This is a genomic window from Sulfurimonas lacustris (assembly GCF_059705355.1).
In genome coordinates, this window is the sequence record NZ_AP046125.1 from 273,352 (window position 1) to 287,953 (window position 14,602).

Consider the following 14,602-nt stretch of genomic DNA (forward strand, 5'->3'; position numbering starts at 1 on the left):
ATGGAGGGGGATTTTCCCCTGAAGTTACGCACTTTTGGGCGCTTTTACGAGAAGATGGAAATCTTTTCATAAAAGTGCCCTTATGTCGTTTATAAGCACTGTAAAAAAAGCTCTTACTTTTTGAGCTAAAAATCATCTAGGGACGCCTAGATACGATAACTTAATCTTTAGGATTAGGTCTTAATAACAACTCACCGAGGTAGCCAATGTTAAATACTTTATATTCCGGAAATCGTCTTCGTGTAGACTTCTCAAAAACCCCTCAACAAATAGAAGTACCAAACTTATTACAACTACAACAGAGCTCATACAACAAGTTTTTAATGCTTGATGAAAAAGACAGATCGCAAAGTGGTGTTGAAACAGTATTTCAATCAGTCTTTCCTATCCATGATACACAAAACAGATTGACTGTTGAGTATATTGATAGCGAAGTAGGTAAGCCTAAATATACTGTGAGAGAGTGTATGGAGCGTGGACTTACTTATGCAGTAAGTTTGCGAATGAAAACGCGTCTTGTTCTTTGGGACAGAGACGAAAATACAAAAGAGAAGCTTGGTGTAAAAGATATCAAAGAGCAGAGTATTTTTGTTCGTGATATTCCACTTATGACTGATAGAACTTCATTTATCATCAATGGTGTAGAGAGAGTTGTCGTAAATCAGCTTCACCGCTCCCCAGGTGTTATTTTTAAAGAAGAGGAGTCAACGACTTCTGGAAATAAACTTATCTATACGGGTCAGATTATTCCAGACCGTGGTTCTTGGCTCTATTTTGAGTATGACCCTAAAGATATTCTTTATATGAGAATCAACAAGCGTCGTAAAGTTCCTGTTACGATTATGTTCCGTGCGCTTGGTTACTCAAAGCAAGATATTTTAAAACTATTCTATCCGATTCAAAAAATCAGTATCGTTGACAATAAGTTTTTAATGCCGTTTAATCCGCATGATTACTCTTCAAGATTAACATATGATTTGATTGACAAAGATGGAAAAGTACTTTTAACCTCTGGAAAAAGACTCTCTTTAAAGAAAGCACAAAAGTTTATTGAAGATGGTTTGAGTGATGTAGAGTACCCGCTTGAGATTCTTCTTGATCGTTATTTGGCAAAACCGATTGTTGACCCTGAGACTGGGGAGATACTTTTTGATGCAATGACTCGCATCGATGAGACAAAACTCAAAAAGATGAGTGAAATCGGTATTAAAAACTTTAGTATAGCAAATGACTTGGCAGAGGGTGTTGATAGCTCTGTTATCAACGCGTTTAATGCAGATGCAGATTCACTCAAGCTTTTAAAGCAGACTGAAGATATCGAAGATGAAAATGCACTTGCTGCAATTCGTATCTATAAAGTTATGAGACCTGGTGAACCTGTAACAAAAGAGGCTGCAAAGGTTTTCGTAAATCAACTCTTCTTTGACCCTGAGAGATATGATCTCACTAAAGTTGGTCGTATGAAGATGAACCATAAATTAGGACTTGATATTCCTGAGTATGTGACAGTTTTGACGCATGAAGATATTATCGAATCAGTTAAATATGTCATTAAAGTTAAAAACGGTCAAGGTCATATTGACGATAGAGATCACTTAGGAAACCGTCGTATCCGTTCTATCGGTGAACTTTTGGGTAATGAGCTTCATAATGGCTTGATAAAAATGCAAAAAGCCATCCGTGACAAACTCTCAACGATGAGTGGTCCAATGAATGAGCTTATGCCTCACGACCTTATCAACTCAAAGATGATAACTTCGACAATTATGGAGTTTTTCTCAGGCGGACAACTTTCACAGTTTATGGATCAGACAAACCCACTTTCAGAAGTGACACATAAACGCCGTTTATCGGCTCTTGGAGAGGGCGGTCTTATCAAAGAGCGTGCAGGCTTTGAAGTACGTGACGTTCACCCGACACACTATGGAAGAATCTGTCCAATTGAGACTCCAGAGGGTCAAAACATCGGTCTTATCAACACACTTGCTACATACTCAAAAGTAAATGAGCATGGATTTATTGAAGCACCTTATAAAGTGATGCAAGATGGAAAGATTACAAATGAGATAGTCTATCTTACAGCGACGCAAGAAGAGGGCAAGAAGATTGCAGCTGCTTCAAACAAGCTCGATAAAGATGGACAGTTTATAGATAAAATGGTTGTAACAAGAGTGGATGGAGAGATTCTTCACCGCCCTATTACAGAGTGTGACTATGCAGACCTCTCCTCTCATATGGTTGTTGGTGTTGCGGCGTCGCTTATTCCATTCTTAGAGCATGACGATGCGAACCGTGCACTTATGGGTTCAAACATGCAACGTCAAGCAGTACCACTTATAAGAAGTGAAGCGCCAATGGTTGGGACTGGTGTTGAAAAGCTTGTAGCACGTGACTCTTGGGAGTGTGTTAAGGCGAAACGCGCGGGTATTATAGAAAAAGTTGACGCTAAACATATCTATGTTATGGGCGAAGATGATGGGGATATCTATATAGATTATTATCCATTACAGAAAAATCTACGTACAAACCAAAACACAGCATTTGGGCAAAAGCCTGTTGTAAAGATTGGTCAAAGGGTAGAAAAAGGGCAAATCATTGCAGATGGTCCAAACATGGATCAAGGCGAGTTGGCACTTGGTGTCAATGCAATGGTAGCTTTCATGCCATGGAATGGTTATAACTTTGAGGATGCTATTGTTATCTCTGAGAGATTGATTCGTAAAGATGCTTTTACATCTGTTCATATCTATGAAAAAGAGGTAGAAGCTAGAGAGCTTAAGCACGGTGTTGAAGAGATTACACGTGATATTCCAAACGTAAGAGATGATGAGCTTTCTCACTTAGATGAGAGCGGTATCGTTAAAATCGGTACGACTGTTACAGGCGGAATGATTCTTGTTGGAAAAGTTTCTCCAAAAGGCGAGGTAAAACCAACACCAGAAGAGAGACTTCTTCGTGCTATCTTTGGCGAAAAAGCTGGACACGTTATCAACAAATCACTCTACTGCCCACCGAGTATGGAAGGTGTTGTTGTTGATGTTAAAATCTTCACTAAAAAAGGGTATGACAAAGATTCTCGTACACTTGAACTTGAAAAAGAGGAGCGTGACTATTTAGAGCGTGAGCACTACGATAGACTTCTTATGATAGATAAAGAGGAGATGTTAAGAGTTACAAAACTTCTCACAAAAGAGGCTCTTACTTCTGATATAAAAATCGGAAATACAAACTATAAAGCGGGTGATATGATCAATCCGCAAGATTTGGTAGAGGTAAATCGTTTTGCGATGAATGCAATTATCAAATCTTTTAGTGAAGAGATTCAGTCTGAGTACAACAAAACAAAGAACTATTTTCAAAAAGAGAAGAGACTTTTCCGTGATGAGCATGAAGAGAAGTTAAATATCTTAGAAAAAGATGACATTCTTCCAAATGGCGTTGTCAAATATGTAAAAGTTTACATTGCTACAAAACGTCAGCTAAAAGTCGGTGACAAGATGGCAGGACGCCACGGAAACAAGGGTATCGTCTCCACAATCGTTCCTGAGGTTGATATGCCATACATGGAAGATGGAAGAAGCGTGGATGTCTGTCTTAACCCACTGGGAGTTCCATCTCGTATGAATATCGGTCAGATTTTAGAGATGCACTTAGGTATGGCAGGACGTGAGATAGGTCACCAAATCCAAGCACAGTTTGATGCAAATCAGAAAGATTTTATCGCAAATATTCGTGCAAAGATGATAGAAGTTGCTGATGTTGCAGGTATGATGCAAGCAAAAAAAGTTCTCGGTGCGATGAGCGATGAAGAGCTTTTACATCATGCACGCGACTGGTCAAGAGGTGTGAAGTTTGCCTCTCCAATATTTGAAGGTGTGAATGCTGTAGAGTTTGAGAAGCTTTTTGCCCTTGCAAAGATGAATATGGATGGTAAAACAGTACTTTTCAATGGTCTCACTGGTGAGAAGATGAAAGAGCGTGTTAACGTGGGTTACATGTATATCCTCAAGCTACACCACTTGGTTGATGAGAAGATTCACGCACGTTCAACTGGACCTTACTCTCTTGTTACGCAACAGCCAGTTGGCGGTAAAGCACTCTTTGGTGGTCAAAGATTTGGAGAGATGGAAGTTTGGGCGTTGGAGGCGTACGGAGCAAGTGCGGTTCTTAAAGAGATGTTAACTATCAAATCAGATGATGTTGATGGACGTGTGCGTGCTTATAAAGCAATTACAAAAGGGGAGTTGGTACCAGAGTCTGGTATTCCAGAAACTCTCTTTGTATTAACAAAAGAGCTTCAATCTTTAGCTCTAGATGTAGAAATATTTGACGAGGTAGAAGACAATGAGTAAACTAGTACCTATTGAAGTAAGTGAAGAAAAAAGACCAACAGATATAAAACAGATACAGTTTCGCCTAGCTGCTCCAGATAAAATTTTATCTTGGAGTCACGGTGAAGTTAAAAAACCTGAAACTATCAACTACCGTACGCTCAAACCTGAGCGTGATGGTCTCTTTTGTGCAAAGATTTTTGGTCCTGTAAGGGATTATGAGTGTCTGTGTGGCAAATATAAAAAGATGCGCTACAAAGGTGTTGTATGTGAGAAGTGTGGCGTTGAAGTAACAAGTACAAAAGTACGTCGTACGCGTATGGGTCACATCGAACTTGTTACTCCGGTTGCACATATTTGGTATGTAAGTTCATTGCCTTCTCGTATCGGTACACTTTTGGGTATCAAGATGAAAGATTTAGAGCGCGTACTTTACTATGAAGCATATATCGTAGAGAGTGGCGGTGAAGCGTACTATGATGCAGAGGCAAAAACTCCTGTTCTTAAGTATGATGTTTTAAATGAAGAGCAGTACCGTACACTTGTTTCTAGATTTGGAGAACTTGGCTTTAAAGCACGCATGGGTGGTGAAGTTGTTCGTGACTTACTTGACTCTATCGACCTTGTTGATCTCTTTACGCAGTTAAAAGAGGAGATAGAGCAGACAAAGAGTGAAGCAAAAACAAAAACTATCGCAAAAAGACTCAAAGTTATTGAATCCTTCTTAAATTCAGGAAATAATCCTGCTTGGATGATGCTCACAATCTTGCCAGTTCTTCCACCAGACTTAAGACCGCTTGTTTCACTTGATGGCGGAAAATTTGCGGTCTCAGACGTCAACGACCTTTACCGCCGTGTTATCAACCGTAACCAAAGATTAAAGCGTCTTGTTGAGCTTGAAGCGCCAGAAATCATCGTTAGAAATGAGAAGCGTATGCTTCAAGAGTCGGTAGATGCTCTTTTTGATAATGGTCGTCGTGCAAATGCCGTAAAAGGTGCTAACAAGCGCCCACTGAAATCTTTAAGTGAAATCATTAAAGGAAAGCAGGGGCGTTTTAGACAAAACCTTCTTGGAAAGCGTGTTGACTTCTCTGGACGTTCAGTTATCGTTGTCGGACCTTCATTGTCAATGGATGAGTGTGGACTTCCTAAAAAGATGGCGTTAGAGCTCTTCAAACCGCATTTGATTGCAAAACTTGAAGAAAAAGGGTACGCAACAACAGTCAAATCTGCAAAGAAGATGATTGAAGATAAGACAAATGAAGTATGGGAGTGCCTTGCTGAGATAGTTGATGGGTATCCTGTACTTCTTAACCGTGCACCGACACTTCACAAGCTCTCAATTCAGGCGTTCCATCCTAAGCTTATCGATGGAAAAGCGATTCAGCTTCATCCACTAGTTTGTGCTGCATTTAACGCGGACTTCGACGGTGACCAGATGGCTGTTCACGTTCCACTAAGCTCTGCGGCTATTGCAGAGGCAAAAGTGTTGATGCTTGCATCTATGAACATCCTTCTTCCTGCATCAGGAAAGGCGATAGCAACTCCTTCGCAAGATATGGTTCTTGGTATTTACTATATTACTTTAGAGAAAAACGGAGTAAAAGGTTCAAATAAACTTTTTGCAAATGTGGATGAAGTACGTATCGCTATTGAACATGATGCGCTTGATTTGCATGCAAAAGTAAGAACTAGGGATGAGGGAAGAATTATCCACACAACTGCAGGACGTATGCTCCTTAAAGCTATTTTACCTGATTTTGTTCCAGCAGAGCTTTGGAATAGAGTTATGAAGAAAAAAGCTATCAACGAGATTGTTGACTATGTTCAAAAACATGGCGGTATCGGTATTACTGCAGGATTCCTTGACAGACTTAAAAACTTAGGTTTCAAGCATGCGACAGAAGCTGGTATCTCAATCTCAATCGATGATATCAAGATACCAACGACAAAAGAAGCAAAAATTGCAGAGTCTAAAAATAGAGTTTTTGAGATTCAAAAGCAGTTCGAAGCAGGTCTTTTAACAGAACAAGAGAGATATAACAAAATTATCGACGTTTGGACAGATACAAATAACACACTTGCTACGCAGATGATGAGTTTGGTTCAGACAGATAAAGCAGGATTTAACTCTATCCACATGATGGCAGACTCAGGAGCGCGTGGTTCAGCAGCGCAGATTCGTCAGCTTGCGGGTATGAGGGGGCTTATGGCTAAACCAAGCGGTGAGATTATTGAAACTCCGATTATCTCTAACTTTAAAGAGGGTCTTAACGTTGTTGAGTACTTTATTTCTACTCACGGTGCGAGAAAAGGTCTTGCCGATACAGCACTTAAAACTGCAAATGCTGGTTACCTTACTCGTAAACTTGTTGACGTTGCTCAAAATGTGAAGATTGTAGAGCATGACTGCCATACGCATGAAGGCATCGAGATCTCTGACATCAGCGACCAAAATACACTTATTGAGTCTCTTGAAGATAGACTTAACGGTAGAGTTTTAGCAGATGATGTTATCGACCCAATCAGCAACGAGATTCTTTTTGCTGAGGGAACGCTCATCGATGAAGTAAGTGCAAAAGTTATTGCAGAAGCTGGCATCAAAACCGCATACATCAGAACTCCTACAACATGTAAGAGTGAAAATGGTATCTGTGCTCTTTGTTATGGTGTCAACCTAGCAACAGGACAGATAGTGCGTCGTGGTGAGGCAGTTGGTATTATCGCTGCACAATCCATCGGTGAACCAGGTACGCAGCTTACTCTTAGAACTTTCCACGTCGGTGGAACGGCATCTTCAACTGCTCAAGAGAGACAAGTTGTTGCTGAAAAAGAGGGCTTTATCCGTTACTATAACCTCAAAACATACGCTTCTAAAGAGGGTAGAAATATCGTTGCTAACCGTAGAAATGCAGCTATTCTTTTAGTTGAGCCTAAAATTAAAGCTCCTTTTACAGGTAAATTTGAAGTTCAAACGGTACATGATGAAGTAATCATCAGTGTAGCATCAAAAACAGAGACTGTACGTTACGTACTTCGTAAAAATGAGATAGCAAAACCAAATGAACTAGCGGGTGTTGGTGGTCAAATAGAAGGAAAATACTACTTCCCATACGAGAGTGGCGCTGAAGTTAAAGAGCATGAGTCTATCGTTGAAACTATCAAAGATGGATGGAATGTCCCAAGCCGTATCCCATACGCATCAGAAATATTGGTTGCAAATGGCGCGCCTGTAACGCAAAAAATTCTTGCAAAAGAGGATGGTGTTGTGAAATACTTCCTCCTCAGAGGGGACTATTTACAGAGATTTGAAGGTCTTAAGGCTGGTTATGAAGTCGTTGAAAAAGGACTTTTTGCAACTGTTGTTGATGCAAATAACCGTGAAGCAGTGCGCCACTATATAGCGCGTGGTTCGCTTATCGTTGCAGAGGATGATGCAGTTGTAGATCCAAAAACTCTTATCGCAAAGCCAAAAAGTGATGAGTCAGTAGTCATAGCAGAGTGGGATCCATACTCTAACCCTGTTATCTCTGAGACAAATGGTGTTGTGAAGTTTGAAGATATTATCATTGGAACAACGGCGACAGAGCAGTACGATGAGTTAAGCGGTAAGACACGTCTTATGATTAGCGACCACGTTCCGGTTGAGTATAAGCCTACAATCGTTCTTGCAAGCGAAGATGGCGAGTTGTTAAGATACCAAATGCAGCCTAAAACATCTATTTATGTTGAAGATGGTGCAAAAGTAAAAGTTGCCGATATCATTGCAAAAACGCCAAAAGCACTTCAAAAGTCAAGCGATATTACAGGGGGTCTTCCTCGTGTAAGTGAGCTTTTTGAGGGTCGTCGTCCAAAAGCAACAGCTCTTATTTCTGAGATTGATGGAACGGTGACGTTTGGAAAATCACTCCGTGGCAAGATTAGAATTCTTGTTGCATCCGAGAGTGGTTTGATAAAAGAGTATTTTGTTGACAAGTCACATACTCCGGTTGTAAACACAGGTGATTTTGTACACGCTGGCGAGAGACTTACTTCAGGTATCATCTCTTCTCATGAGTTGTTACGCATTATGGGTGTAAAAACACTCTATAACTATCTAGTGAGCGAAGTACAACAAGTTTACCGCTCTCAAGGGGTTAATATCTCTGATAAGCATATCGAGGTTATCTTTACTCAGATGCTAAGACAGGTAAAAATTATCAAATCTGGCGATACGAAGTTTATCGAAGGCGATTTGATTTCTAAAACGAAGTTTGCGCAAGAGAACGAGAAGATTATCAAGCTTGGTGGACGTCCTGCGATTGCAGAGCCATTCCTTGTTGGTATCACGAGAGCTGCCGTTTCAGCTGATAGTATTATCTCTGCTGCATCATTCCAAGATACGACAAAAGTATTGACAGAAGCAGCAGTAAGTGCAAAAATAGATGACCTAAACGATCTTAAAGAAAACGTAATCATCGGTCGCACTATTCCTGTTGGAACAGGTATTTACAAAAATCAAGAGATGATTTTTTCAAAAAATTAAAAAATAGGGTTTTCCCTATTTTTTAAATCCTCTCTAAAAATTCTACTATTTTCTACACATAAATACTCATTTATTAATTTACACTTAAAATAAGCTCTTTTTTATTATAGTTCTACTATAATCACGCGTCTATAACTCCCTAGAAAATAGTGAGTTAAATTCTACTGGAAAAATTAAGTAAAGGAATTGTATGCCTACAATTAATCAATTGATTAGAAAAGAGCGTCAAAAAGTGGTTAAGAAATCAAAATCACCTGCTCTTGTATCATGTCCACAGCGTCGTGGTGTTTGTACTCGTGTTTACACAACTACACCAAAAAAACCTAACTCGGCTTTAAGAAAAGTTGCGAAGGTTCGTTTAACTTCTGGTTTTGAAGTTATTTCTTATATTATGGGTGAGGGACACAACCTTCAAGAGCACTCTATCGTTCTTGTTCGTGGCGGTCGTATCAAAGACTTACCGGGTGTTAAGTACCATATCGTTCGTGGTGCGTTAGATACTGCGGGTGTTGCTAACCGTAAAGTTTCTCGTTCTAAATACGGAACTAAGAGACCTAAAGTAAAAAAGTAACCACTTAAGTTGGCTCTGCCTATTTTAAGAGGCAAAGCAAAAGAACAAAAGAGCACAGGATATGCCTTGAGTGGTATATTTTGAGTAAATTTAAAAAATTGAAGTAAGGAAAATTACAAATGAGAAGAAGAAAAGCTCCCGTTCGTGAAATCATGCCAGACCCTATCCATGGAAGCAAGGTTTTAACAAAGTTTATCAATAAAGTAATGTACGATGGCAAAAAAAGCACAGCTGAAAAGATTATCTACAGCGCTTTAGATATCATCAGTTCTCGTGGAGACAATGTTGGTATCGATACATTTAACAATGCTATTGAAAACATTAAGCCTATCATCGAAGTAAAAAGTCGCCGTGTTGGTGGTGCTACTTATCAAGTTCCAGTAGAAGTACGCCCAGTGCGTCAGCTGTCTTTAGCAATTAGATGGTTAATCGATGCTTCTCGTAAAAGAAACGAGAGAACAATGGCTGAGAGATTGGCAAATGAGTTAATGGATGCAGCATCTGATAAAGGAAATGCATTCAAGAAAAAAGAGGATACCTACCGTATGGCTGAAGCAAATAAAGCATTTGCTCACTATCGCTGGTAATAGGAAAATATTATGGCAAGAACACATAAGCTAGAAGACGTAAGAAATATTGGTATTGCTGCGCATATCGATGCGGGTAAAACGACAACGACTGAGAGAATTTTATTCTATACAGGTCGTGAACATAAAATCGGCGAAGTTCATGATGGTGCTGCTACTATGGACTGGATGGAACAAGAGCAAGAGCGTGGTATTACGATTACTTCAGCTGCAACAACTTGTGAATGGGCAGGAAAGCAAATCAACATCATCGACACTCCGGGCCACGTTGACTTTACTATCGAAGTTGAGCGTTCTATGCGTGTTCTTGATGGTGCTGTATCAGTTTTCTGTGCAGTTGGTGGTGTTCAACCTCAATCTGAGACTGTTTGGAGACAGAGAAATCGTTATGGCGTACCATCGATTGTATTTGTTAACAAAATGGACAGAACGGGTGCGAACTTCTACCAAGTTGAAGAGCAAATCCGTACTCGTCTTAAAGGTAATCCGGTTCCTATCCAACTTCCAATCGGCGAAGAGGAGCGTTTTGCAGGTGTTATTGACCTTGTAAAGATGAAAGCTATCGTTTGGGATCAAGATGCTGCAATGGGTTCAAACTACCATGTTGAAGAGATTCCGGCAAATATGGCTGATAAAGCTGCAGAGTACCGTGAAAAAATGATTGAGTCAATCTCTGAAGTTGATGGCAATGAGCATCTTGCTGAGAAGTATTTAGATGGCGAAGAGCTAACGGAAGAGGAGATTGTTGCAGGTATCAAAGCTGCTACAATCGGTATGCACATTGTTCCAATGACAGCAGGTACTGCGTTTAAAAACAAAGGTGTTCAAACTCTTCTTGATGCTGTTGTTGCTTATCTTCCAGCTCCAACTGAGTGTGCGGCGATTCGTGGAACTATGATGGATGATGAAGAGCAAGAAGTTGTTGTTGCATCAACAGATAATGGACCATTTGCTTCTCTTGCATTTAAGATTATGACAGACCCATTTGTTGGAACATTGACATTTATCCGTGTTTATCGTGGTTCACTAGAGGCTGGTTCATTTGTTCACAACTCTACAAAAGATAAAAAAGAGCGTATTGGTCGTATCGTGAAGATGCATGCTATCAAACGTGAAGAGATTAAAGAAGTTTACGCTGGCGAAATCGCTGCGGTTGTTGGTCTAAAATACACTACTACAGGAGATACTCTTTGTTCAGAAGATGACAAAGTTATCCTAGAGCGTATGGTATTTCCTGAGCCGGTTATCTCTGTTGCAGTTGAGCCAAAAACAAAAGCTGACCAAGAAAAAATGGGTCTAGCACTTGCTAAACTTGCTGCTGAAGATCCATCTTTTAGAGTTCATACAGATGAAGAGACAGGACAGACAATTATCTCAGGAATGGGCGAATTGCACCTTGAAATCCTTGTTGACCGTATGAAAAGAGAGTTTAAAGTAGAAGCTGAAGTTGGCGCGCCACAAGTTTCTTACCGTGAAACTATCAGAAAAGAAGTTGAGCAAGAGTACAAGTATGCAAAACAGTCTGGTGGACGTGGTGCATTTGGTCACGTATATCTTAGAATTAAGCCAGGTGAAGCTGGTACAGGTTTTGTGTTCCACAATGAAATCAAGGGTGGGGTTGTTCCAAAAGAGTATATTCCTGCAGTTGAAAAAGGGTGTGCTGAAACTATGAGCAACGGTGTTCTTGCGGGTTACCCAATGGAAGATATGGACATCACTCTTTATGATGGTTCTTACCACGAAGTTGACTCAAACGAGATGGCATTTAAACTTGCTGCTTCAATGGGCTTTAAAGAGGGTTGTAGAAAAGCAAATCCTGCGATTTTAGAACCAATCATGAAAGTAGAAGTTGAAGTTCCTGAGGACTATATGGGTGACGTTATCGGTGACTTAAATCGTCGTCGCGGACAAATCAGTGCAATGGGTGATAGAGCTGGAAACAAAATTGTTGACGCTTTCGTTCCACTTGCTGAGATGTTTGGTTACTCAACTGACCTTCGTTCTGCAACACAAGGTAGAGCTACATACGCTATGGAATTTGATCACTATGAAGAAGTTCCAAGAAATGTCTCTGAAGAGATTATCAAAAAGAGAAATGGCTAAATTAGCTAGATAATACTTCATTTTTGAAGTATTATCTCCTCCCTCAAAATCAAAATTCCTTTCTAATTTTTCTTTCTATTTTTGAGATAAAGTGCATATTTTACTATCAATCGTACCAGACCAACTACCAAATAAACAGCAGATGTCCATAAAAATGGATGGATAAAATTCCCTTTTTCTGCCATCAGACTTACTCTCTCAAGAGGAGATGATAGTAAATCAGGATGTTGCATAAATGCGAGAATCAACAAGAGAACCATAAAGTAGAGTATTTCAGTTGCTATTTTTTTCATCATGGCGCAATTATACCAAATGCTAAAATTAAAACCAAATCGCCTCTTCATCCAAATTTGGTCGCCCATTAAGAGTGAGGTAGGGAGTATAAGAAGATTTATAGGAGAGTGAAGGACAATCTTGTACGTAGTAACCGAGGTAAATCCACCTCTTGTGCCAACGCTGTGCAAAAAGTATCTGGTTGTAGAGGGAGAGCCTTCCTAGCGAGTAGCTTGAGTAGTCTGGGTCATAGTAGAAGTAGATAGAGGAGATACCATCTTCTAAAATATCTATAAGATCTACTCCGATAAGTTTTTCATCCAAATAGTACAAAACTTCATATCCAAAGTCATAGTGAGCATCCACAAAAGAGCTATAGTAGGTTTGTGGACTTTTTGGTGTGGACTCCCACCCTTTTTTCTCTTGCATAAAAAGATGGTATTTGTCAAAGAGTTCCAGATGCTCTTTGCTAAGAGTTGGCTTGCGGATGTAGCTTTTGATGGAGGAGGCTTTGCGCAATACTCTTCTAGCAGATGCAGAGAAGTGAAAGTTTTGTACATCTATCTTGATGCTTTGACACTCACTACAAGCACTGCACTCAGGACGAAAAAAGATTTTGCCAAACCTTCTGTAGCCACGTTCGATAAGCTCTTGACAAAAAGAGGCAGAGCACTCTTCAATGGCTTTGTAGTGGGTTGTCTGATGTTTACCCTCAAGATAGGAGCATTTGTCCTCTAGTTGAAACTCTTTAAGTATATTCATAATAAAATTATAGGAAAAAAAGCAGAAGAATGAAAGAGATATTTCAGAAATATAAGTTACTTATCTTTAGGTCGTTGGGTGCATTGATGCTCATTGTAGGTGTAGTGGCATTTTTTTGGAGTGCGCCAAAAGAGGGCATCAGTGAAAATGAGATTGCCGCTGCAAATGTAGCGCGAATGGAAGCGAGTGTTCGTGGCGGCACATCAACGACAAAACAAGAACCATCAGCTTCTAAATTTGTAGAGGAGCTTAAAAATGCCCAAGAAGCGCAGATTCAATATTTTACAATTCTTACTATCGCATTTGGAGTTATTTTTTTAGGTTATAGCTTTTTATCTAAGAACGATTCTGAGATATAAGCACATCCTCTATCATCTTGTCGATATCTCCATCAAGAATAGCGGCGATGTTTGAGTAAGCGATGTTACTTCTGGTATCTTTTATCTGCTGATATGGCTGCATAACGTAGCTTCTGATTTGATGCCCCCAGCCTATCTCGCTCTTTGGCACGCCATCTGCTAACGCCTTTTGAGCCTCTAGCTCTAACTCATAAAGACGAGATTTGAGCATCTTCATAGCAGTTGCCTTGTTTTTGTGTTGGCTTCTGTCGTTTTGGCACTGCACAACCACGTTTGTCTTTATGTGCGTTATGCGGATTGCGGACTCTGTTTTGTTGACATGCTGCCCGCCTGCACCGCTTGAACGGTAGGTGTCGATGCGGATATCTTTATCTTCAATCTCTATGTTGATATCATCATCAACCTCAGGAGAGACCATAACAGAGGTAAAAGAGGTGTGTCTTTTGGCGTTGGAATCAAAAGGGGAGATACGCACAAGTCTGTGGATACCATTTTCTGTTTTGAGATAGCCATAGGCATTATCACCACTGATAAGCAAAGAGACATCTTTTATGCCCGCCTCATCGCCTGCTTGGTAGTCAAGCACCTCTACACTCCATCCACGTCTCTCTGCAAAGCGTTTGTACATACGAAGAAGCATCGAAGCCCAGTCTTGCGACTCAGTTCCGCCTGCTCCAGGGTGGATGGAAAGTATGGCATTGTTCCCATCTGTCTCGTTGCTTAAAAGTACCTCAATCTCCATGGTGCGAATCAAATCTTCAAGATGCGTAGCGCCATCATACGCTTCCTTGATAAGCTCCTCATCATTTTCCGCCTTTGCCATCTCGTAAAGCTCTTTTGCGTCATCTATGGCATTTTTGGCAAGGTTGTACTTTTTGAGTTTGCGCTCGCATTGGGTTTTCTCTTTTTGGATGATGGCAGCTTGTTCAGCATCATTCCAAAAATCTTGAGAGTTCTCAAGCGCATCTATCTCACTTAGTCTTGCTTCAAGTTTGCTAGGTTCAACAACACCCGTAATATTGCTCATTTTATTGGAAAGATTTTTTAAAAGTTCGGTGTATTCGTAGTTGTCCATAAATGTAATTCCATTG

9 protein-coding genes are annotated in these 14,602 nt (G+C 40.2%); 6 read left to right on the forward strand and 3 right to left on the reverse strand.

What is annotated here, in order from left to right:
• The first annotated feature begins 206 nt into the window (after positions 1 to 206).
• The 5 genes from rpoB to fusA all read left to right on the forward strand — a co-directional run bounded on the left by rpoB (position 207) and on the right by fusA (position 12,117).
• A complete protein-coding gene (rpoB, locus tag AC6H4V_RS01570) occupies positions 207 to 4,352 on the forward strand; it encodes a DNA-directed RNA polymerase subunit beta (RefSeq protein WP_497607197.1) in 4,146 nt (1,381 codons plus the stop codon).
• Positions 4,345 to 8,856 (forward strand): DNA-directed RNA polymerase subunit beta', encoded by a 4,512-nt coding sequence (gene rpoC, locus AC6H4V_RS01575; RefSeq protein WP_497607198.1) that lies wholly within the window; start codon positions 4,345 to 4,347, stop codon positions 8,854 to 8,856. Before rpoB ends, rpoC begins: the two co-directional genes overlap by 8 nt.
• A gap of 190 nt (positions 8,857 to 9,046) precedes the next feature.
• Complete coding sequence (gene rpsL, locus AC6H4V_RS01580; RefSeq protein ID WP_300694307.1) at positions 9,047 to 9,427, forward strand: 30S ribosomal protein S12; 381 nt, start codon at positions 9,047 to 9,049, stop codon at positions 9,425 to 9,427.
• Between the two features lie 119 nt (positions 9,428 to 9,546).
• Positions 9,547 to 10,014, forward strand: a complete 468-nt coding sequence (gene rpsG / locus AC6H4V_RS01585; RefSeq protein WP_300694305.1) for a 30S ribosomal protein S7 — start codon at positions 9,547 to 9,549, stop codon at positions 10,012 to 10,014.
• Between the two features lie 12 nt (positions 10,015 to 10,026).
• Entirely contained in the window at positions 10,027 to 12,117 is a 2,091-nt protein-coding gene (gene fusA, locus AC6H4V_RS01590; protein WP_497607199.1) for an elongation factor G, read from the forward strand.
• 62 nt (positions 12,118 to 12,179) lie between these two features.
• On the opposite strand, the gene AC6H4V_RS01595 is transcribed toward fusA, so the two are convergent.
• Both AC6H4V_RS01595 and AC6H4V_RS01600 read right to left on the reverse strand, forming a co-directional pair.
• A complete protein-coding gene (locus AC6H4V_RS01595; RefSeq protein WP_497607200.1) occupies positions 12,180 to 12,413 on the reverse strand; it encodes a hypothetical protein in 234 nt (77 codons plus the stop codon).
• Positions 12,414 to 12,438: 25 nt separating this feature from the next.
• Complete coding sequence (locus AC6H4V_RS01600) at positions 12,439 to 13,152, reverse strand: arginyltransferase (protein ID WP_497607201.1); 714 nt, start codon at positions 13,150 to 13,152, stop codon at positions 12,439 to 12,441.
• A gap of 29 nt (positions 13,153 to 13,181) precedes the next feature.
• Here AC6H4V_RS01600 and AC6H4V_RS01605 point away from each other — a divergent pair, with 29 nt between their 5' ends.
• On the forward strand, positions 13,182 to 13,511 hold the full coding sequence (locus AC6H4V_RS01605) for a hypothetical protein (protein WP_497607202.1): 330 nt from the start codon (positions 13,182 to 13,184) through the stop codon (positions 13,509 to 13,511).
• On the opposite strand, the gene prfB is transcribed toward AC6H4V_RS01605, so the two are convergent.
• Entirely contained in the window at positions 13,489 to 14,586 is a 1,098-nt protein-coding gene (gene prfB, locus AC6H4V_RS01610) for a peptide chain release factor 2 (RefSeq protein ID WP_497607203.1), read from the reverse strand. The two genes, AC6H4V_RS01605 and prfB, sit on opposite strands and share 23 nt — an antisense overlap.
• Positions 14,587 to 14,602: the final 16 nt, after the last annotated feature.

Excerpts from the sequence above, each read along its gene's own strand:
- rpoB (WP_497607197.1), top strand. The coding sequence starts at position 207 with ATGTTAAATACTTTATATTCCGGAAATCGTCTTCGTGTAGACTTCTCA.
- rpoC (WP_497607198.1), top strand. The coding sequence starts at position 4,345 with ATGAGTAAACTAGTACCTATTGAAGTAAGTGAAGAAAAAAGACCAACA.
- rpsL (WP_300694307.1), top strand. The coding sequence starts at position 9,047 with ATGCCTACAATTAATCAATTGATTAGAAAAGAGCGTCAAAAAGTGGTT.
- rpsG (WP_300694305.1), top strand. The coding sequence starts at position 9,547 with ATGAGAAGAAGAAAAGCTCCCGTTCGTGAAATCATGCCAGACCCTATC.
- fusA (WP_497607199.1), top strand. The coding sequence starts at position 10,027 with ATGGCAAGAACACATAAGCTAGAAGACGTAAGAAATATTGGTATTGCT.
- AC6H4V_RS01595 (WP_497607200.1), bottom strand. The coding sequence starts at position 12,413 with ATGATGAAAAAAATAGCAACTGAAATACTCTACTTTATGGTTCTCTTG.
- AC6H4V_RS01600 (WP_497607201.1), bottom strand. The coding sequence starts at position 13,152 with ATGAATATACTTAAAGAGTTTCAACTAGAGGACAAATGCTCCTATCTT.
- AC6H4V_RS01605 (WP_497607202.1), top strand. The coding sequence starts at position 13,182 with ATGAAAGAGATATTTCAGAAATATAAGTTACTTATCTTTAGGTCGTTG.
- prfB (WP_497607203.1), bottom strand. The coding sequence starts at position 14,586 with ATGGACAACTACGAATACACCGAACTTTTAAAAAATCTTTCCAATAAA.